The 19,000-nt window shown below is 55.3% G+C and carries 20 protein-coding genes; 8 read left to right on the forward strand and 12 right to left on the reverse strand.

Features of this window, described 5'->3' with window-relative positions; all coding sequences use genetic code 11:
• The first annotated feature begins 44 nt into the window (after nucleotides 1-44).
• Nucleotides 45-1,205 (forward strand): rhomboid family intramembrane serine protease, encoded by a 1,161-nt coding sequence (locus TMES_RS11890; protein WP_085582715.1) that lies wholly within the window; start codon nucleotides 45-47, stop codon nucleotides 1,203-1,205.
• A gap of 195 nt (nucleotides 1,206-1,400) precedes the next feature.
• Nucleotides 1,401-2,441: a zinc-dependent alcohol dehydrogenase family protein gene (locus tag TMES_RS11895; protein ID WP_085582717.1), complete on the forward strand. Its 1,041-nt coding sequence runs from the start codon at nucleotides 1,401-1,403 to the stop codon at nucleotides 2,439-2,441.
• A gap of 115 nt (nucleotides 2,442-2,556) precedes the next feature.
• On the opposite strand, the gene TMES_RS11900 is transcribed toward TMES_RS11895, so the two are convergent.
• From TMES_RS11900 to rfaD, 11 genes are all read right to left on the reverse strand, one after another.
• On the reverse strand, nucleotides 2,557-3,117 hold the full coding sequence (locus tag TMES_RS11900) for an invasion associated locus B family protein (protein WP_158091231.1): 561 nt from the start codon (nucleotides 3,115-3,117) through the stop codon (nucleotides 2,557-2,559).
• Between the two features lie 98 nt (nucleotides 3,118-3,215).
• The gene (locus TMES_RS11905) at nucleotides 3,216-3,956 is read right to left on the reverse strand and encodes a glutamine amidotransferase-related protein (RefSeq protein ID WP_085582890.1); all 741 of its coding nucleotides are present in this window, start codon (nucleotides 3,954-3,956) and stop codon (nucleotides 3,216-3,218) included.
• A 322-nt stretch (nucleotides 3,957-4,278) separates the two neighbouring features.
• A complete protein-coding gene (gene ychF, locus TMES_RS11910) occupies nucleotides 4,279-5,382 on the reverse strand; it encodes a redox-regulated ATPase YchF (RefSeq protein ID WP_085582721.1) in 1,104 nt (367 codons plus the stop codon).
• Nucleotides 5,383-5,468: 86 nt separating this feature from the next.
• Entirely contained in the window at nucleotides 5,469-6,320 is an 852-nt protein-coding gene (gene pth, locus TMES_RS11915) for an aminoacyl-tRNA hydrolase (protein WP_085582723.1), read from the reverse strand.
• 15 nt (nucleotides 6,321-6,335) lie between these two features.
• On the reverse strand, nucleotides 6,336-6,953 hold the full coding sequence (locus TMES_RS11920) for a 50S ribosomal protein L25/general stress protein Ctc (RefSeq protein ID WP_085582725.1): 618 nt from the start codon (nucleotides 6,951-6,953) through the stop codon (nucleotides 6,336-6,338).
• Between the two features lie 123 nt (nucleotides 6,954-7,076).
• On the reverse strand, nucleotides 7,077-8,009 hold the full coding sequence (locus tag TMES_RS11925) for a ribose-phosphate pyrophosphokinase (protein WP_085582727.1): 933 nt from the start codon (nucleotides 8,007-8,009) through the stop codon (nucleotides 7,077-7,079).
• A 306-nt stretch (nucleotides 8,010-8,315) separates the two neighbouring features.
• Complete coding sequence (locus TMES_RS11930; RefSeq protein ID WP_245835367.1) at nucleotides 8,316-9,329, reverse strand: hypothetical protein; 1,014 nt, start codon at nucleotides 9,327-9,329, stop codon at nucleotides 8,316-8,318.
• Between the two features lie 94 nt (nucleotides 9,330-9,423).
• On the reverse strand, nucleotides 9,424-10,242 hold the full coding sequence (gene pgeF / locus TMES_RS11935) for a peptidoglycan editing factor PgeF (RefSeq protein ID WP_245835369.1): 819 nt from the start codon (nucleotides 10,240-10,242) through the stop codon (nucleotides 9,424-9,426).
• 36 nt (nucleotides 10,243-10,278) lie between these two features.
• The gene (locus TMES_RS11940) at nucleotides 10,279-11,412 is read right to left on the reverse strand and encodes a class I SAM-dependent methyltransferase (RefSeq protein WP_085582729.1); all 1,134 of its coding nucleotides are present in this window, start codon (nucleotides 11,410-11,412) and stop codon (nucleotides 10,279-10,281) included.
• A 4-nt stretch (nucleotides 11,413-11,416) separates the two neighbouring features.
• Entirely contained in the window at nucleotides 11,417-12,262 is an 846-nt protein-coding gene (gene lgt, locus TMES_RS11945; protein WP_085582731.1) for a prolipoprotein diacylglyceryl transferase, read from the reverse strand.
• 149 nt (nucleotides 12,263-12,411) lie between these two features.
• Nucleotides 12,412-13,398, reverse strand: coding sequence for an ADP-glyceromanno-heptose 6-epimerase (rfaD, locus tag TMES_RS11950; protein WP_085582733.1), 987 nt, complete (start codon nucleotides 13,396-13,398; stop codon nucleotides 12,412-12,414).
• 226 nt (nucleotides 13,399-13,624) lie between these two features.
• On the opposite strand from rfaD, the gene TMES_RS11955 reads away from it, so the two are divergent.
• The 6 genes from TMES_RS11955 to TMES_RS11980 all read left to right on the forward strand — a co-directional run bounded on the left by TMES_RS11955 (nucleotide 13,625) and on the right by TMES_RS11980 (nucleotide 17,921).
• Nucleotides 13,625-13,945 (forward strand): accessory factor UbiK family protein, encoded by a 321-nt coding sequence (locus TMES_RS11955; RefSeq protein ID WP_085582735.1) that lies wholly within the window; start codon nucleotides 13,625-13,627, stop codon nucleotides 13,943-13,945.
• Between the two features lie 243 nt (nucleotides 13,946-14,188).
• Nucleotides 14,189-14,695 carry a type III secretion system chaperone family protein gene (locus tag TMES_RS11960; protein ID WP_245835370.1) on the forward strand — a complete coding sequence of 169 codons (507 nt, stop codon included), beginning with the start codon at nucleotides 14,189-14,191 and terminating at the stop codon, nucleotides 14,693-14,695.
• A gap of 295 nt (nucleotides 14,696-14,990) precedes the next feature.
• A complete protein-coding gene (proC, locus tag TMES_RS11965; RefSeq protein WP_085582737.1) occupies nucleotides 14,991-15,806 on the forward strand; it encodes a pyrroline-5-carboxylate reductase in 816 nt (271 codons plus the stop codon).
• Between the two features lie 131 nt (nucleotides 15,807-15,937).
• Nucleotides 15,938-16,663 carry a TetR/AcrR family transcriptional regulator gene (locus tag TMES_RS11970; protein WP_085582739.1) on the forward strand — a complete coding sequence of 242 codons (726 nt, stop codon included), beginning with the start codon at nucleotides 15,938-15,940 and terminating at the stop codon, nucleotides 16,661-16,663.
• A 223-nt stretch (nucleotides 16,664-16,886) separates the two neighbouring features.
• A complete protein-coding gene (locus TMES_RS11975; RefSeq protein ID WP_085582741.1) occupies nucleotides 16,887-17,342 on the forward strand; it encodes a phasin family protein in 456 nt (151 codons plus the stop codon).
• Between the two features lie 234 nt (nucleotides 17,343-17,576).
• Nucleotides 17,577-17,921 carry a tRNA-binding protein gene (locus TMES_RS11980; protein ID WP_085582743.1) on the forward strand — a complete coding sequence of 115 codons (345 nt, stop codon included), beginning with the start codon at nucleotides 17,577-17,579 and terminating at the stop codon, nucleotides 17,919-17,921.
• Nucleotides 17,922-18,041: 120 nt separating this feature from the next.
• Here the strand turns inward: TMES_RS11980 and TMES_RS11985 are convergent, their stop codons facing one another.
• On the reverse strand, nucleotides 18,042-18,818 hold the full coding sequence (locus TMES_RS11985) for a ferredoxin--NADP reductase (protein ID WP_085582745.1): 777 nt from the start codon (nucleotides 18,816-18,818) through the stop codon (nucleotides 18,042-18,044).
• Between the last annotated feature and the right edge of the window lie 182 nt (nucleotides 18,819-19,000).

The following is a 19,000-nucleotide window of genomic DNA, read 5'->3' on the forward strand; positions in this document are numbered from 1 at the left end:
CCAACTTACGGCGATAACAGGAACCAAAACGGAAACAGACGCCGATGCTGCCCATCAAGGATAACAACCCCACCACCCTTACCCCCTGGGTTACCTGGGGCTTGATTGCAGTGAACATCGCGGTGTTTGTGATGACCCTGTCGCTGGGCCATCGGGGTATGTTCCGCGCCAATATTGAATTTGGTGCCATTCCCGCCGTGCTGTTTGGCAATGTCGACCTGCCGCCCGAATTATCGGTTTTTCCGCCCGGATACGCGTTTTTGACCATCTTTACCGCCATGTTCATGCATGGCGGCTGGATGCATGTTGCCGGGAACATGCTGTATCTGTGGGTTTTTGGCAATAATGTCGAAGATGCCATGGGGCATTGGCGGTTTTTGGCATTTTACCTGCTGTGCGGGGTGGCCGCCGCCCTTGGCCATGCCGTGGCCGATACCACATCGCAAATCCCCATGATTGGCGCATCGGGCGCGCTGGCAGGTGTGCTTGGCGCTTATTTCCTGCTATTTCCCAAGGCGCGGGTGCTGGTGTGGTTTTTCTGGGTGCTTATTTTTTATGTCCCTGCCGTTGTTGTGCTGGGCTTCTGGATTGGCATGCAGGTGATTAACCTGTCGAGCGGGGTCAATGACGGGGTGGCATGGGCCGCCCATGTGGCCGGTTTTGCCACCGGGTTGTTGCTGATCCCGTTTTTCAAATATCGCCATGTGCCCCTGTGGCAGGGCGGCCCGAAACAACAACCGGTTTTCGGGGTCTACCGCCCCGGTCGCCAGCGCGCCAATGCCGATGGATTATCGCCACAATTTGGCTTTAACACCCCGCCATGGGCCGCGGCCTATGAACGCGAAAAGGCCGAAAAGCGTGATACCCGGCGCGGGTTTAAGCCCGGCACATCGCGCACCAGCCAAAATACCGACCCAAACAGTGCCGAAAACTGGACCTGGCAGCCGGGCAGCACCATTTACAGCCACGACCACAGCAAACCGGACGCCGCCCGCCCCACGCAGCACAGCTCGGCGTCAGACCCATCACACCCGGCGCGCCCAGCCCGCCCGTGGGGCGAGCCACGTTCGCGCCCCACCACGGACGCAGCAGCCAACACAGATGGCACGACGGGCGCAGCCAAACCCGCACGCCACGGCATCGGCGTGCCCGGTGTGCCACGACGACCCCGGCCCCGGCGCAACGGGGGCGATACCGACACGTAAGCCACGCGCAGCCAGCACATTTGGCCCAAAGCCGGTGTTAAAGCCGGTGTTAAACCCGGTGTTAAACCCGATGGCGCAAAAAGTTATGCATCACTGGTTTTCCTGTCGGAAAAAGCGCATTAGGATGTTGAAATAACTTGCTTTGACCGGGAGCGCCGTTGGCCCGGTTTTGATCTGCGCTTGTGGAGAATTCCGATGCTTGCTGCCTGTTTTGAAGAATTTCAGGGCCCGATTGAAATCCTGAAGCTGCCGGACCCTGAACCGGGCGACAACGGGGTTGTGATTGAAGTCGGCGCCACCGGCCTGTGCCGCAGTGACTGGCATGGCTGGATGGGCCATGATTCCGACGTTCACTTGCCCCATGTGCCGGGGCATGAATTTGCCGGTAAAATCGTCGCCATTGGTAAAAACATTCAACGCTTTAAAATTGGCGACCGGGTAACGGTGCCGTTTGTCTCGGGCTGCGGTCATTGCCCGCAATGCCATAGTGGCAACCAGCAAATTTGCGACCAGCAATTCCAGCCCGGCTTTACCGCCTGGGGCAGCTTTGCCCAATATGTTGCCATCGATTATGCCGACGGCAATCTGGTCACCCTGCCCGATAATATGGATTATGTTACCGCCGCCAGCCTTGGTTGCCGCTTTGCCACCAGCTTTCGCGGCGTGATTGATCAGGGCCAGGTACGCGCCGGGCAATGGGTGGCGGTGCATGGCTGTGGCGGGGTTGGCCTTTCGGCGATCATGATCGCGCAGGCCGCCGGGGCCAATGTTATTGCCATTGATATTGACGATGAAAAACTGGCTTTTGCCAAAGCCGTTGGTGCCGATTACATCATCAACGCGGCCAGCATCGCAGACGTTCCCGCCGCCATTCGCGACCTGTCGCACGGTGGCGCCCATGTATCGGTGGACGGGCTGGGCAGTGCGGTGACCTGTTTTAATTCGGTTTCGTGCCTGCGCAAGCGCGGCAAACATATCCAGATCGGCCTTATGACCGGCGATCATGCCCATGCCAAAGTTCCGATGGACCGGGTGGTAGGGCACGAGCTGGAAATTCTGGGCAGCCACGGCATGCAGGCATTTCGCTATGACGCGATGCTCGACATGGTGGCGACCGGCAAGATCGCCCCGCAAAAGCTGATTGGCGATCGCATTACTCTGGCCGAAGGGGCAACCGCCCTTATGAATATGGACAGCTTTGTTGGCACCGGCGTCACGGTTATTGACCGGTTTTAAACCCGCATTCGCATAATTTGGCTGTTAAAGACAAAATGCCGAATACCGTGAAATAACGGTATTCGGCATTACATTTTGCCGGAACGATGCCGGCCCATCCGTTAGCCAAGCGAGTTTAGCTGGGGCTGATGGAGCCCAGGGCGGCGGTAAAGCCGGTCAGGGATGCCTTGATCACCTGGGTCTGTTCATTGCCCCACGCGCGGAAGCCGACAAACAAGGTCGCCCCGGCCTTCATGGCATTGACCATATCATCAGACATCACCAATGCGGCATCACAGCCTGCATTGGTGCATTTGCCATACAGAACCTTCATTTCGCTGCCGTCATCAACCTTGATCACGATGCCGGGGCGCAAATCAACGCCCAATGGCAGTTGCATGGTCAGGATGGAAACTTCTGCCTTGGTTTTCGGGTTAACGGCCTTTTGCACGGTGACGGCCAGAATGCGCCCAACCGTTTCCTTTTTGCCATCAACATCCTTTTGCAGGAAAACCTGCTGGCCGATCTGGCAACGATCGGGGTTTTTATCGTCGCATTCTTTTTTCCACAGGGGCCCTTTGCTTGCCGCCGGGTCAGCATTTTGGGCCATTGCCGGGGCTGTGCCCGCCGCAATCGCCATAAACGCGCCAACAGCCGCAAACACACAACGAACCATCGTCGCCTTGCCAAACAGCATTCCTATTTCTCCCGCTATCATGAAAATGGCGCATTCAGACAAGGGGTATAGAGGCCCCACACCCTGCGCGCTTGAGACTTGTCCCATGGTCTAACCAACTAACGATCCTGTGTCGAGAGCCTTGATACCTCGACACCGGGCGACAGGACCTTGCGTGCGAAACCGGCAAACCATGCGCCAAAGGCGGCATCAAATGCCTGGCGACCGGCGCGTTGCTGATCCGGGTTCTGGGCGTTGGGGCGGTTGGTTTTTTCCGCCGCCCGCTCCAGCCAGCTTTCATGAATATCGTCATCAACTTCGGGATGAAACTGTATCCCCCAGATCCGACGATCAACATGATAGGCCTGATTGGGAAACACATCCCCCGTCATCAGCAACTCGCCACCGGGTGGCACGTCAAATCCTTCACTGTGCCAGTGATAAACCATCATATTGGCAGGAAAAAGGTCACGGCCCGCATCGGTGGCATAGGCAGGGTAATATCCGATTTCGGTTTTTTCACCGTCATGGGGCCGCACGACCGCCCCCAGATTGCGCGCCATCATTTGTGCGCCAAGGCAAATGCCCAGATACCAGGCATCGGCCTGCGCCACATGGGGCAGCCATGCCATAATACGGGCAACATTGGGTTCATGGTCGTCATTGGCACTCATGGGGCCGCCAAACACGATAACGCCCTGATAAGGGGATAAATCGGTGGGCAGGACATCGCCCTCGCCCGGGCGGCGAATATCGAACTCGTATCCAAGTTCAGCCAAAACCCGGCCAACCCGGCCCGGCCTGCCGTGGGCAGAATTAAAAACCAGAAGAACCTTTGCCAGCCCCGAAATACAATTCACCGCGACGTCCTTATCCTCGTCCGTTTCGTGGATTACGGATGCAAACAGCGGGCGAACCTGCCAACCAACACACAATAACCGGCCCCGATTTCGGGGGTTTGCGGCCTTTTAGCCTTTTTGGTTTGTGCATCGTTGCTGGCGTCTTCGCCATTTTAGACGTTTTGCACCATTCCAGATTTCAATCAAGGTGACCGCTGCGTTGCACAAAGGCAAGCAAGGAATGGAAAAAATCGCCCTTTACGGCCATTTTCAACCGTAAAAACAAAAAAGACCGCCCCGAATATTCGAGGCGGCCCACAAATTTGATCCGTTCTGATCGGGATCAGACGTTGAATTTAAAGTGGAAAATATCGCCATCCTTAACGATATAGCCCTTGCCTTCCTGACGCAGCTTACCGGCATCGCGCGCGCCTGATTCACCGTTGCACGCGATAAAATCGTCATAGGCCATGGTTTCGGCCTTGATGAAGCCGCGTTCAAAATCGGTATGAATCACGCCCGCTGCATTTGGTGCAGTGGCCCCGTTAAACACCGTCCATGCCCGGGCTTCTTTCGGACCAACGGTAAAGAAGGTCAGAAGATCGAGCAGCTTGTAGCCTTCGCGAATAACACGGGTCAGCCCGGTTTCTTCCAGGCCCAGGCTTTCAAGAAATTCCTGCTTTTCTTCGGCACTTTCAAGCAAAGCGACTTCGGATTCAATCGCGGCCGAAACCACAACCGACCGCGCGCCCTGCGATGCTGCCATTTCCGCAACCCTGGCCGAAAATTCATTGCCTTCGGCGGCACTGTCTTCGTCAACATTGCAGGCATACAAAACCGGCTTGCTGGTCAAAAGCTGTAACATGCGAAACGACTTGGCTTCGTCTTCATTGTTGATCTCAACAATACGGGCGGGTTTGCCTTCGCGCAAAACGGCCAAGGCACGTTCGACCATTTCAAGGCTCAGCTTGGCGTCCTTGTCATTGCCTTTGGCCCGTTTTTGCAAACCGGTAACGCGCTTTTCCAGGCTTTCCATATCGGCCAGCATCAGTTCGGTTTCGATGGTTTCCGCATCGCGAACCGGGTCAACCGAGCCTTCAACATGGGTGATGTCGCCATCTTCAAAGCAGCGCAACACATGCACGATGGCATCGGTTTCGCGGATATTGGCCAAAAACTGGTTGCCCAGCCCTTCCCCCTTGGAGGCACCGCGCACCAGTCCGGCAATATCCACAAATTCCAGCTGGGTCGGAATGATGGTGGCCGATTTGGAAATCGCCACGATTTTATCAAGGCGATCGTCAGGAACGCTGACCCGGCCGGTATTGGGTTCAATCGTGCAGAACGGAAAATTGGCCGCTTCGGCCGCTGCCGTCTGTGTCAGGGCGTTAAACAGGGTCGATTTGCCGACATTGGGCAAACCAACGATACCACATTTGAATCCCATCTTTCCGGGCTCCGTCACATCTGAATTTCACATATCACCAGGGGCCCTGCATCGCGCAACAGCCCCGGGCACTTATAATCGAATTGTTATTTTTTCAGACCAAATGCCTTGGCAAGGGCTTGCGCCAACGTGGTCGGCGCGTTTTCCTGCTTTGCACCTTTGGCTGCCTTGGCCACGGCGTAGGCGGCAGCCGCGCTACCATTATCGCCGCTAACGTCCGGTGTATCCTTTGCGCCCGCACCCGGAGCAACTGGCATCGCCGCATCGCCATTATTGCGCCCGGCGCTGCCTGCTTTGTCAGCCTTGTCGATTTTGCCAACTTTCTCAGCTTTATCAATCTTCGCAGGCTTGGCAACACGCGGCTTGGGTGGTGTTACCAGATTGGCAACTTTGCTCATGAATGCGCTGTCATCACCCTTGATCAGACGCGGCAATTCCTGCGCGACACCATCTATCAGGGCCGATAACCAGCCGGTCTGTTCGGATTTGGAAAAATCCCCCAGCACATGCCCATGTACGCGTGCCTTGTCGCCCGGATGGCCGATACCCAGCCTTACCCGGCGGTATTCCTTGCCACAATGGGCATCGATGGATCGCAGGCCGTTATGGCCGCCATGCCCGCCTGCCCGTTTGACCCGCAATTTGCCCGGTGGCAAATCAAGCTCGTCATGCAAGACGATCACGTCTTCGATCGGAATTTTATAAAATCGCAGCACTTCCCCGACCGATTGCCCGGACAGGTTCATAAAGGTTTCGGGCTTTAACACCAGAACTTTGGTGCCGCCAATGTCGCCTTCGGCCACTTGCCCCTGAAACTTGCGTCGCCAGGGGCCAAAAGAATGGCGGCGGACGATTTCGTCCGCCGCCATAAAGCCGATATTGTGACGATTGCCGGCATATCCCGAACCCGGGTTTCCCAGTCCAACCACCAAAAACATCGCAAGTCCCCGATTTTATTCTTCGGTTGCTTCTTCTTCATCGCCAGCGGCGTTATCTTCGGATTTCAAAGATGACGGAGCAGCAATGGTTGCAACGGTGAAGTCACGGTCGGTAATGGTCGGTTCGGCACCTGCCGGCAAGGTCGTTGCCGAAATGTGGACCGAATCGCCAACTTCGTAGCCGGTCAAATCGAAGACCAGTTCTTCCGGAATTGCCTTCGGATCGCAGTTGAGTTCAACATCGTGACGCACGATGTTAAGAACGCCACCGCGTTTCAGGCCCGGGGATTTTTCTTCGTTGATAAAGCGAACCGGAACATCAACCGTCAGCTTGTGATCTTTTGCGAAACGCAGAAGGTCAACATGCAACGGCTCGTCGGTCACTTTGTCAAACTGAACATCGCGCGGCAGAACGTCGTAAGACGTGCCAGCAACATCAATGGTCAGAACATGTGAAAAGAAACCCGGCTTGTGCAGCAGTTTCACGAGCGGACGCGGGTCAATCTGGAACATAACAGGATCCTGTTTTGCACCATAGATGACACCAGGGACCATACCGGCACGACGCACGGCACGGGCGGCCCCCTTTCCAGCCCGTTCACGGATTTCCGCAGTAAGAGTGGCGTTTGCCATCGGAAAAGCTCCTTGAACTAAGACAGTATCGTTTCCGCAGGTCGGTGTGATTCACCGCTGAAAGCCCACGAAAACAAGCGCGCTGGCCTCCAGGGGTGCCAGCGCTGCGAGGGCGTTATACCCTCAATCGAAAAGAACGGAAACAGATTTTTCTTCAGAAATCCGCCGAATTGCCTCAGCCATCAGCGGGGCGACCGGCAACTGGCGAATTTTGCTGCAAGCCCGCACCGCATCCGATGCCTTGATCGAGTCGGTGGTGACAACTTCGCTCATCGGTGAATTGGTAATACGTTCAACCGCCGGCCCCGACAAAACACCATGGCTGACATAAGCCGCAACCGAGGACGCACCGCGTTCCATCAAGGCCGTGGCAGCGTTGCACAGGGTGCCTGCCGAATCGACAATATCGTCAACCAGAATGCAGGCCGCATCCTTAACATCGCCAATCACGTGCATCACTTCGGAAATACCGGCCTTGGGGCGACGTTTGTCGATAATCGCCAGTTCGGCATCAAGGCGCTTGGCCACCGAACGCGCACGGGCCACACCGCCAACGTCGGGGCTGACGATAACCAGTTTCTGGCCTTCAAACTTGGCGCGAATGTCGCTGGTCAAAACCGGGGATGCAAACAGGTTATCAAGCGGAATGTCGAAAAAGCCCTGAATCTGATCAGCATGCAAATCCATGGTCAAAACGCGGTCGGCACCGGCAACCGTGATCAGGTTGGCAACCAGTTTGGCCGAGATCGGCGTGCGGGGGCCAGATTTACGGTCCTGGCGGGCATACCCGAAATAAGGCATGACCGCGGTGATACGACGCGCCGAGCCGCGGCGCAGCGTATCAAGCATCACCAACAGTTCCATCAGGTTGTCGTTGGCGGGAAAAGATGTGCTCTGAATCACAAAAACGTCCTCACCGCGGACGTTTTCCTGAATTTCACACCAGATTTCCTGATCGGAGAACCGTTTTACAGCTGCACGGGTAAGCGGCAGGTTCAAATGGTCCGCAATCGATTCGGCCAGGGGCAGATTACTGTTACAGGCGAGGATTTTCATTGTGGGGCCTCGGTTTATGGGTGCCGGGAAAGCGAAAAAATGCCTACGCAGCCCCCCATAGGGACCGCGGCGGCTTTATACCCAGACCTTAACAGTCTGTAAATGGTCGCTATGGCTAACACGCGGGTCATTTGACGCATAAAAGACATGCATTTTCGCCACCACGCCCCACCAATACATCTTATTGGGATCACACCCAACCAATACAACACCCAAAGCTGCATTTTATCATCTGCAAAACGCGGGATGATTTCCGATTCTTTTTGGCTGTTATGCTGTTAAGCCCGAACAAACATCGCATTGACGCTAGCGGTGCTGTTTATCGGCGCGCAGCAACAAGCCCCGATCCCGCGCAATTTGCCCCAGAGCCCCTTCCAGCGCGTCAACAGCGGCCTGTGCCGCCAGGGATGCAATGGTGCCCCAGCGTTTATCAAGCTTGCCGTGCGGCACCGCGTTGTCTTGCGTCATCTGGCCCAGTTCGTGGCCGCTATCGTCTAGCAACACCCAGTCAATCGTTACACGGTCCAGTTCCGGCCCGGTCGAGCGGACAATGGGCTGCACATTGATTGTGGCGGACAACACAATGCTTTGCGGGTCAATCTCTTTGCTAACGGTAATGCCCTTGGCCTGTAAAAATGCCTTGGCCGACCGGTTAAGGGCTTCGTTGCCATCGCCCGGCGCCCCTTCAAAATCGACAAGGGCCACTTTTAACGGCTTTGCCATCACCATTGTCTGGCGTTCCCCGCTGATTTTTCCCACCACCCAAACGGCTGGGGCCGCAACCAGCTGGTCAAATTCGCGTTCGGCGGGGCTTTCCTTTTCGCCCCCGGGCGACAGGCGCGCCAGTTTGCGGGCAATATCGGGCGGGATATTCATATCGCCATCTTCGGGGGCTTGCGGGGCGTCGGCGAACCAGCTTTGCGCGGTGATTTTTCCGGTATTATTGGCCGAATCAATCGCCAGCCCGGCATCATTATACAGCACCCACGTCACATCAAGGTGGGCCTCGCGGGTATCATCAAGCCGGGAAATAACGTTGGGGTGTAAAACATACGTCCCCTTGGACGGGTCTTCGGAATAGGCGGCAATATCATCGGCGCGCAGCGCGCGCACCATGGCGCGGGCCAAATGGCGCGCCGCCCCTTGTGGCAGGTCATCGGCGATATCAACCTTGACAGTTGCGGCATCGGGCACGTCAAGCAATTGCGGATCGCCTTCGCGCCCGGCCCCTTCGAATGGGCGAGGCAGTTGGCCACAGGCCGCAACGGCAAAAACCAGCACCATCACCGCAAGGAAACGCACATTCATCATTTTACGCATGGGTCACATTATCGCCACACAGCCCACCATCGACGCAATGATGATGAAGGCAAACAACATGATCATATGGGGCACCGGCAAAATTCTCCTGCACTCAGGGATGGTCAAGCGAGGTTAGCATAATCGCTGAAAGCTGGCGTCCGTAATCGGGTTCGCCGCGCAATGTTGTGCGGCGATAACTGTAAAACAGGTCTTCTTCGGCCAAGGTATCGCGCGCCAGCAATTCAACCTTGCCAATGCCGGTATCGCATGTGCGCCGATACACATATTGCGCCAGATCGAACATATAATGCCCATCGCGCCGCGATCGATCAAACAAGTCATCCTCGCCGCGCGGGCCACTTAGAATTTTATCCCGAAAACCGCCATCAACCTCGTAGGAGACCCGGCCAATGCACGGGCCAATCGCGGCAACGATATTTTCACGCGCGGCCCCCAGTTTTTCCATCGCACAGACCGTGCTTTCGGAAATACCGGCAAACGACCCGCGCCAGCCCGAATGGGCCGCGCCGATAATGCGTTTCACCGGGTCGCAAAACAAAACCGGGGTGCAATCGGCGGTTAAAATACCCAGCATGACATTTTCACGGTCTGTCACCATGGCATCGGCACGCGGCGTTTCATCCCGCGCCAAGGGCCGCTCAAGAGGGGCCACATCAATGCCATGCACCTGATAAACCGTGGTTAACCGGCCCTCGCTGGTGCCAAAAGCCCCTGCCGCCAGTTTGCGATTGGCCGCCACCCTGTCATGGTCATCGTCCGAGCCAAAACCAACATTCAACCCGGCGTGAATACCATCGCTCACCCCGCCCTTGCGGGTGAAAAAGCCATGTTTTAACCCGGTAATATCCGCAAGGTTTTCTGTTTCGAGAAACGAAACATCCTTAACGCTCGGGGTCATGTTTTTTGGCATTAGCATCCTCCGCCCGGCCATGGCCGGTTTCATAACCTAACCTTCGGCACCGCTGACACAGGGCGGCGGGGCCGTTTCCCGACCATAGGCGATCAACACTTTAAAAAGTGTTCCCATCTGATCGGCATCGACCAGACGTTTCAACGCCGCCTCAATCGCACTTGCCTGATCAGGGGTGGCGGACTGCTTTAAAAGATCCGCACGCGCCTCAATGCCCAGCATTTTTAAAAATGTGCCCTGCCCCAGGACAGCCCCGGTGCGGGCGTCGGCCTGGTCAAACGTGCGTGAAAGGGCACCAAAATCAACATGGGTGGTTAAGTCAGCATCGCCGGGGTTAGATAAAACCGGGTGGAATTTGTGATGGCGCAGGGCCTGTAATGTGTCGCCAAAACCACTATGGGCGTGGCCATAATCGATCATTAACGCCGCCCCGCCATCGCGGTTAATGCGCCGTGCCATTTGATCGGCAATTGCAATGGCCAGCGATGATGTTTCAAAAACATCGCCTTCCTTGGCCGTGCCGCGCAAGGTGACGGGCACCAGCGCATCGGTCATCGGGGCCAGCCCGCCCGCCACAAAACACAAATCATCGGTTTCGCTGGCAATGGCAACCAGCCGTTCACGCCAGCCACCCTTGGTAAACTGAAACTGGCGCACCGGCAGGGCATCGAAAAATTCGTTGGCAAGCACGATCATGGGTGCATTTTGCGTATCGGGAATATCATCGAAATTATCGTGCCACACCGCCGGAATACCATATTCCATAATCGCGGTTTGCTGGCGGGTACGCAAAACCGGGCTGGTTTCCACAAACCGCACCGTTAGCGCATCGGCAAAGCCCGGCACCTTGCGCACGGCGCGCAAGGCATCGGCCATCAGGGTGCCGCGCCCCGGCCCCATTTCCACCAGATGCACCCGCGACGGGCTGCCCATTTGCTGCCATGTTACGGCTGCCCACAGGCCAATCAGTTCGCCAAACATCTGGCTAATCTCGGGGGCGGTAACAAAATCGCCCGCCTGACCAAACGGGTCCTGTTTGCGGTAATACCCCCATTGCGGGTGGGCCAAAGCCTCGGTCATGTAATCGGCTATCGTGATCGGCCCGGCAATCGCAATGCGGCGTTTCAAATGGTCCAGAAGCGGGGTGGCTGCTTTGTCTTGGTCGGTCATAATATCAGGATTTTGCCGTTTTGGTTTTGGTATCATCTGCGGGTTTGGTGCCAACCAGCGCCGGGCGGTTCAGGCCATAAATGGCAACGCCCGCACCGACCAGAACCATCGGGATCGACAAAAGCTGGCCCATTGTTGCGCCAAACATCAGATAGCCAAGTTGCTGGTCGGGCTGGCGGAAAAATTCGACAATAATCCGGCAAATGCCATAGCCCGCCAAAAACGTGCCGCCAACCACACCGGGATGGGATCGCATTTTTTCGCTGCGCGACAGGGCAAACAAAATGCAAAACAGGGCAATGCCTTCAAGCCCGGCTTCGTAAAGCTGGCTGGGATGGCGCGGTTCGGGCCCGCCCCGCGGAAACACCATGCCCCACGGCACATCGGTGGTGCGGCCAAACAATTCGCCATTAATGAAATTGGCGATCCGTCCAAAAAACAGGCCGATGGGGGCGGCGGCTGCCACCGCATCCACCACGCCCAAAAACGAAATGCCGCGCAAGCGGGCAAAACAGAAAACCGCAATAATCACACCCAGCATGCCACCATGAAACGACATGCCGCCTTCCCATACCTTTAAGATATGCGACGGGTTGGCGAGGTAAAAATCAAGATTGTAAAACAGGACATAGCCCGTTCGCCCGCCCAGAATAACCCCCAGGGTCGCCCAGAACAGCAAATCATCAACCTGGTTGCGGGTCATGACATAGGGCTGCTTGTTGATATAGGCCAGGGTATAACGCCAGCCGATAGTCAGCCCGGCAATATAGGCCAGGGCATACCAGCGGATCGCAATTGGTCCGATGGCAATGGCGATGGGATCGATTGCCGGAAAGGCAAGACTGAGCATCGGGGCGCACTCCGTTCGGATGGCAAATGGGTGGTAACGCCCTGATCAATCAGCACAAGGCGGCAGGAACATGGCACTGTCATACCATCATGTCAGAAAACGACCTAACCGGGCGTGACAGTTATTTACAGTATTAATTTTATCGGGATTTACCGAAACGGATCATCTGTCGCAAGGAAGTCCTGCACATATTGGCGCACCCCTTCTTCCAGCGGCGTCATGGGCGCGTCATAGCCGCTCGCACGCAGCTTGGACATGTCGGCCTGGGTGAAATACTGGTATTTGTCGCGAATGGATTCAGGCGTTGGCACAAATTTAATGTCGGGCTCCTTGCCCATGGCGGCAAATACCGCCAGTGCCAGATCCTTGAAACTGCGCGCCTCGCCCGTGCCGATGTTAAACAGGTCGGAAACATCGGGGTGGTCATACAGCCACAGAATAATATTCACCACATCCCCGACCCAGACAAAATCGCGAAGCTGCCCGCCGTCTTCATAGTCAGGATGGTGCGATTTAAACAAGGTCGCCTGTTCGCCGGCTGCCAGTTTATCATGCATTTGCGACACAACCGACCGCATCCCGTCCTTATGATATTCGTTCGGGCCATAGACGTTAAAAAACTTCAACCCGGCCCATTGTTTGGGACGAAAGCCGTTTTGATCCAATATGCGGCGAAACCGCCGGTCGGTTGCGTGTTTGGACCAGCCATAGGCGTTCAGGGGCTGTAACTTTGCCAGTTCGCCCTGTTCAAACACATCGGCAAAGCCCTGCTTGCCGTCGCCATAAGTTGCGGCAGAAGACGCATAAATCAGGCGTGTGCTATGGCGGGAACACCATTCCCACAAAAAGGTCGTCAGCTTGAAATTATTGGCAACGATTTTGTCGGCATCGCGTTCGGTGGTCGCCGAAATTGCGCCCATATGAAATATCGCTTCGATATCATTGGGGTGGGCTTCCAAAAACGCGGGCAGTTCGTCAGGATGGATGATGTCGCGCAGCTCGCGCTTGGCGATGTTGCGCCATTTGATGCCATCACGCAGGCGGTCCACAATAACAATGTCGGTTTCACCGCGCTCTTGCAGGGCTGCAACAATATTGGACCCGATAAACCCGGCTCCCCCCGTAACAACAAGCATCGTCTTCTCCTGCTTTTTCTAAGCCCGACAGGCTATCCGCCTTGCACATGCTATCAACTGTTTTGCTGATGGCTTTTATAGGCACGCGATTGCAGCAGGGCAAGTGCGACAGGGCACACAGGTGCCACACCCAAACGGAATGATGCTTCATTGCTTGCCCCCGAACGGCTTAACACCATATTATAGGGCACATGATTTAAAACCGATTTACCCGCCGGAGCCTGAAATGCAAATCAACAACCGCCTTCTTGATGACCTTACCCGCGTTACCAACAGTGCATTGGGCACCATGACCGGGGTCAAAGGCGAGGTTGACGCGCTTGTCCGCCAGCAATTTGAAAAAATACTGGTCAATATGGATCTGGTGACACGCGAAGAATTTGACGTGGTGCGCGATATTGCCACCAAGGCAACCCAGCGGAATGATGCCTTGGTGGCACAGCTTGCCACCCTTGAAGACCGCCTCTCCAACCTTGAAACAGCAAGTAATCCGGCAACAAAAACCACCCCCAAAGCCGCCAAAAACGCATCCGCCCCCAAAGGTTAATTGCAAATCGACCCTGCCCGGCACCTGTTGCGACCATAATTTTTCCCTGCGGAAAAAACAAAATGTCGTGTTGCTTTGGGGGGTTATTGCGGTGTTAGCCGTGCCGCCCTGCATTTGAACCGGTCGGCCCGGTTATCAAGGGTGACAAAAGCTGTTTGCCCCTGTATCCACAATGGTTGCAAGCGCACGGCGAGCGCCCTATAGTGCGCGCCCTTTGGCGATGCAGAAACTGATTGAATTTATATGAACGACCTGATGCAAGATAACGGCGAAATCGACGACGACAACCCGCTGTTGCTTGTCGAGGATATCGCCCAGACCAACCAATGGAATCTGGAACGCCGCAGCGCCGACGAAATCGTTGTCGAAATTCCGGGTCACTGGTGTACTTATCTTGCGTATTTCACCTGGCGCGACGATGCCGAAGCCTTGCACATTGCCTGCTGTTTTGATCTGGTCGTACCAGAAGCCATTCGGCCCCGCATGTATGAATTGCTGGCCAAATGCAACGAACAGTTATGGATTGGCCATTTTGGCCTGTGGCAGGACGAAAACATGCCGCTGTTTCGGCACACCTTGCTGTTTGGCGGCGATGCGCCCCCGGCAACCGAACAGTTTGAAGAACTGATTGAAATCGCCATTTGCGAATGTGAACGGTTTTTCCCGGCTTTCAATTTTGTCTTGGCCGATGACAAAACCCCGGACGAGGCGCTGGCAAGCTCGATGCTGGAACCGGTAGGCCAGGCGTAAATCCCGCCTGTGGCGTGACGCAATCATATCCGACTCTGATACCCCGCCCTGTGCGGGGTATTTTGTATTTTGCGCTGGTTTTGATTTTTGTGCCGTCAGGGCGATGATATTTGCAATCCTTACCCGGCGCGTGCTTTTGAAAACCCACCACCTTGGGCGAAGAAGCACTGGCACATAAACCGCGCGTGACTTGACCCGCCCCCATAACAACGCTACGGCTTTTGGAACCCTGATAATCGGGCATTCGCCCGGAACGCCCCTTTAAAGGCGGCATCGTTACGGAGCAAGGTGAGAAATGAAAACACGGTTATTGCTGGTCGGCTGCGGAAAAATGGGCGGTGCCATGCTGGAAGGCTGGCTGGCACGCGGATTGAACGCCGATAATGTATATGTAATCGAACAGGCCGACACTGCCGAAAATCTGGAAACCCGACTGGGCATTCATGGCATTACCGAACTTGCCGATATGCCCGACAGCTTTATACCCCAGGTCGTTCTGTTTGCGGTTAAGCCGCAAATTTTGCCCGAAATTATCGACCTTTACAAACCGCTGGTCCGTGCCGAAACCGTGTTTTTGTCGGTGGCGGCGGGGCGCACCACAGCATTTTTCGCCAGCCACCTTGGCGATACCGCCCGCATTGTCCGCGCCATGCCCAACACCCCGGCGGCGGTTTCACGCGGCATGACAGTGATGTTTCCCACCGATTATGTCAGCACCGCCCAGCGCGACATGTGCGAAGTGCTGTTAAAAGCCGTTGGCGAAGTATCGTGGATTACCGATGAAGCCCTGATGGATGCGGTAACCGCCGTGTCGGGCAGCGGCCCGGCCTATGTTTTCCATATGGTAGAAGCGCTGGCCCAAGCAGGCGTCACGGCAGGGCTGCCCGCCGATCAAGCCATGCTGTTGGCCCGCCAGACAATTGTCGGTGCCGGTTTTCTGCTTGATAGCAGCCCGGAAAGTGCCGAAACCCTGCGCAAAAACGTTACCAGCCCCGGCGGCACCACCGCTGCCGCGCTTGATGTTTTGATGAACCCGCAAGACGGCATGACTGCTTTATTGGAAAAAGCCGTCGAAGCGGCACGCAAACGGTCAACCGAACTGGCGGGTTAACATCCCTGTGAGCATAACCGCGACTGCGCCATAATACGGCCATTCCCGGTTGCGTTAATTCACAGGTTGAATAAAGGCGCGCGGCGCCAGATATGTGAAACACCGCGCGCCGCCCGATACAGGAGCCCCCGATGCCTGCAAAAAAAGATCCCCGTAACGCTGCCATCCTGGCGACACTGGACCTTGCCTGCGAAAAACGCTGGCATCAGGTCACCCTGATCGACATTGCCAAACGGGCCGATATATCGCTCGGCGCGCTTTATGTGCATTTCAAAAACCGCAACGACATTTTGCGCGCCTTTATCGGCCAGATTGATCAGCAGGTTCTGGCTGACCTTGACCCGGCCGATTTTGACCAACCCCGCCATGACCGTTTGATCGACGTGATCATGGCCCGCTTTGATGCGCTGGCCCCACACCGCAATGCAATAAAATCAATCCTGCGTGACGGCGGCGATATGGGCCCGGCAGACGGATTGCGCGCCACCAAAAGCATTTTTGCCGCCATGCGCTGGATGCTTGAAGCCGCCGGGTTTGAAACCGGTGGCCTTCATGGCAGTTTGCGCGTCGCCGGAATGACCGCCATTTATGCCCGCTGTTTTCGCCTGTGGTTAAATGACACCAGCCCCGATTACGGGCCGACCATGGCGATGCTGGATCGCGACCTGGTCCGGGGCGGCGGCTGGGACCAGCAGGTGGGCAAGGGACTCGGCGTCTTGGGAAATATCAGGAATCGCCTGTGCCACCGCCGCCCCAAAACGGCCACAGATGGCGGTGATGATACACAACAACAAGGCAGTTCCGCTACTGCCCCCTCACCTGATCCCCGCGCCGGGGTTTCATCCTCGCCTGCATAAAATCAATCGCTTACGGGTGTGTTCGTAACCAGACGATAACGGCTTTTTCGCCTTGCATCCTGTGGTTACAGACTGACATAAAAATATAACCCAAGATTTTTGTGCAGTGCAAAATAATCCTTGACCCAAGCGCAGCATTCAGGCACATTGCAGTTGAAATTGTGCGGCGCACAATAAAAGCGCCTCATTCGATACCTGTTGCATTAAAAATGGAGTGCCACTCATGACCGCCGCAAAAAAAGCCACCAACCCGTTCTTCGACGTTGATTTCACCAAATTCACCACGGATTTCAAAATGCCGGGTATTGATATCAACGAAATGATGGCCTTTCAGCGCAAGAATATGGAAGCCCTGACCAAAGCAAACAAGATTGCTTTTGATGGCTTTCAGGCTGTTGCACAGCGCCAGAGCGAAATCTTCAAGACCATGATGGAAAAAGCCACCACTCAGGGTAAAGATTTTTCGGCTACGTCGGGCGAAACCCCGATGGCTGCTGCTGCCAAACAGACCGCTGCTGCGAAAACCGCCTATGAAGACGCACTTAACAATGCCAAAGAACTTTCCGGCATTGTCAGCAAATCCCAGGAAGAAGCGCTTGGCCTGTTGCAGTCGCGCTTCACCGAATCGCTTGACGAATTGAAGGTTGCGATCGAAAAGACCGAAACCGCAGCCAAGTAAATTCAAATAAGTTTCTGATAACTTCCCGTTATCAAACTTCCGGCAGGGCCATTGGCCCTGCCGTTTTTCTATGCGCAGCCCCGACAATATCCGGCACTTCGGCAAACCGCTTTGTTTACCTTCCCCGCCACATCCTTCTTTGCCCAAACTCCTGTTTTATGCCAATTACCCTGGCGGACTTTGCGCATATCGCGGGATCACGCTATTTTGCGGGCACAGCAAATGGAGGTCCCGATGAGCGAAATCAGTTTTGATGATTTCCTGAAAGTTGATATCCGGGTTGGCACCGTGATTGATGCCCAGCCCTTTCCCGAAGCCCGACGCCCGGCCATAAAAATGTGGGTCGATTTTGGCGATGTGATCGGGGTGAAAAAAACCTCGGCCCAAATAACCAAATATTATACGCCGGAAAAACTGATCGGCACGCAGGTGGCCGGGGTGGTTAATTTCCCGCCGCGTCAAATCGGCCCGTTCATGTCCGAATTTCTGGCACTGGGCTTTTCCGATGGCACCGACGATAACGGCATTGTCCTGATCCGCCCGGAACAGGGCGTGCCCAATGGCGAACGCATGTCGTAACACATGCCGTCATGCGTCCCCGCATTACCCCGGTATTGTTGCCAATAAAAATGCCGCCAACACAAAGCTGGCGGCATTTTCACATTTGTCCGAACCCGGCATCAAACGATGCCGGTCCCGTTATTTTTCAACAAAGGCCTTTTCGATCACGAAGTGACCGGGTTCGTTCATATTGCCTTCGATCCCACCCCATTCGGTCAACATCTTGCGGGTATCGGCAATCATTTCCGGGTTGCCGCACAGCATGAAGCGATCATTTTCCAGGGTCGGCTTTTCCAGACCAAGATCTTCATAAATTTTGCCCGACGCCATCAGTTCGGTAATCCGGCCCTGATGGGTAAATTCTTCGCGGGTCACGGTCGGGTAATACAGCAGTTTTTGCTGCACTTCCTCGCCAAAGAACTCGTTATGGGGCAATTCATTATGAATGAATTCCTGATAGGCCAGTTCGCGCACTTCGCGACAGCCATGCACCAGAATTACTTTTTCATAACGTTCATAGGTTTCGTAATCGCGAATAACGCTCATGAACGGGGCAAGGCCGGTGCCGGTTGACAGCAGCCACAGGTTTTTGCCCGGCAACAGATTGTCATGAATCAGGGTTCCGGTCGGCTTGCGCCCCACCAGAATTTTGTCCCCAACCTTGATATGCTGTAACCGCGAGGTCAAAGGCCCGTTGGGCACCTTGATCGAGAAAAATTCCAGTTCTTCATCATAATTGGCACTGACCATCGAATAGGCGCGCAACAGCGGCTTACCTTCGACTTCGAGTCCGATCATGGCGAACTGACCATTCAGAAACCGGAAGCCCGGGTCCCGCGTGGTTTTAAATGTGAACAGGGTATCCGTCCAGTGATGGACGTATGTGACGGTTTCTTCGTTTAAATTGCTAGCCATAGTGCTGCATCAATCCGTTTCGACAGAAGCTTTCAATCAGACCGTGGCGGGAAAGAAATTCACGGTTCCCGGCACAGTATGGATGCCAAGTTGCCGCGATTTAACATCAATCCACCGTATATCGCAAGAAAACATTCAACTTAGGTGTATTTTTATCAAATCACCCTTTGATCTATATCAAA

Source organism: Thalassospira mesophila (genome assembly GCF_002115755.1).
Classification (GTDB): domain Bacteria; phylum Pseudomonadota; class Alphaproteobacteria; order Rhodospirillales; family Thalassospiraceae; genus Thalassospira; species Thalassospira mesophila.

Bases quoted from the DNA above. Each gene is read 5' to 3' on its own strand.
- TMES_RS11890 (WP_085582715.1), top strand. From the start codon at position 45: ATGCTGCCCATCAAGGATAACAACCCCACCACCCTTACCCCCTGGGTT.
- TMES_RS11895 (WP_085582717.1), top strand. From the start codon at position 1,401: ATGCTTGCTGCCTGTTTTGAAGAATTTCAGGGCCCGATTGAAATCCTG.
- TMES_RS11900 (WP_158091231.1), bottom strand. From the start codon at position 3,117: ATGCTGTTTGGCAAGGCGACGATGGTTCGTTGTGTGTTTGCGGCTGTT.
- ychF (WP_085582721.1), bottom strand. From the start codon at position 5,382: ATGGGATTCAAATGTGGTATCGTTGGTTTGCCCAATGTCGGCAAATCG.
- pth (WP_085582723.1), bottom strand. From the start codon at position 6,320: ATGTTTTTGGTGGTTGGACTGGGAAACCCGGGTTCGGGATATGCCGGC.
- TMES_RS11920 (WP_085582725.1), bottom strand. From the start codon at position 6,953: ATGGCAAACGCCACTCTTACTGCGGAAATCCGTGAACGGGCTGGAAAG.
- TMES_RS11925 (WP_085582727.1), bottom strand. From the start codon at position 8,009: ATGAAAATCCTCGCCTGTAACAGTAATCTGCCCCTGGCCGAATCGATT.
- TMES_RS11930 (WP_245835367.1), bottom strand. From the start codon at position 9,329: ATGCGTAAAATGATGAATGTGCGTTTCCTTGCGGTGATGGTGCTGGTT.
- pgeF (WP_245835369.1), bottom strand. From the start codon at position 10,242: ATGCCAAAAAACATGACCCCGAGCGTTAAGGATGTTTCGTTTCTCGAA.
- TMES_RS11940 (WP_085582729.1), bottom strand. From the start codon at position 11,412: ATGACCGACCAAGACAAAGCAGCCACCCCGCTTCTGGACCATTTGAAA.
- lgt (WP_085582731.1), bottom strand. From the start codon at position 12,262: ATGCTCAGTCTTGCCTTTCCGGCAATCGATCCCATCGCCATTGCCATC.
- rfaD (WP_085582733.1), bottom strand. From the start codon at position 13,398: ATGCTTGTTGTTACGGGGGGAGCCGGGTTTATCGGGTCCAATATTGTT.
- TMES_RS11955 (WP_085582735.1), top strand. From the start codon at position 13,625: ATGCAAATCAACAACCGCCTTCTTGATGACCTTACCCGCGTTACCAAC.
- TMES_RS11960 (WP_245835370.1), top strand. From the start codon at position 14,189: ATGAACGACCTGATGCAAGATAACGGCGAAATCGACGACGACAACCCG.
- proC (WP_085582737.1), top strand. From the start codon at position 14,991: ATGAAAACACGGTTATTGCTGGTCGGCTGCGGAAAAATGGGCGGTGCC.
- TMES_RS11970 (WP_085582739.1), top strand. From the start codon at position 15,938: ATGCCTGCAAAAAAAGATCCCCGTAACGCTGCCATCCTGGCGACACTG.
- TMES_RS11975 (WP_085582741.1), top strand. From the start codon at position 16,887: ATGACCGCCGCAAAAAAAGCCACCAACCCGTTCTTCGACGTTGATTTC.
- TMES_RS11980 (WP_085582743.1), top strand. From the start codon at position 17,577: ATGAGCGAAATCAGTTTTGATGATTTCCTGAAAGTTGATATCCGGGTT.
- TMES_RS11985 (WP_085582745.1), bottom strand. From the start codon at position 18,818: ATGGCTAGCAATTTAAACGAAGAAACCGTCACATACGTCCATCACTGG.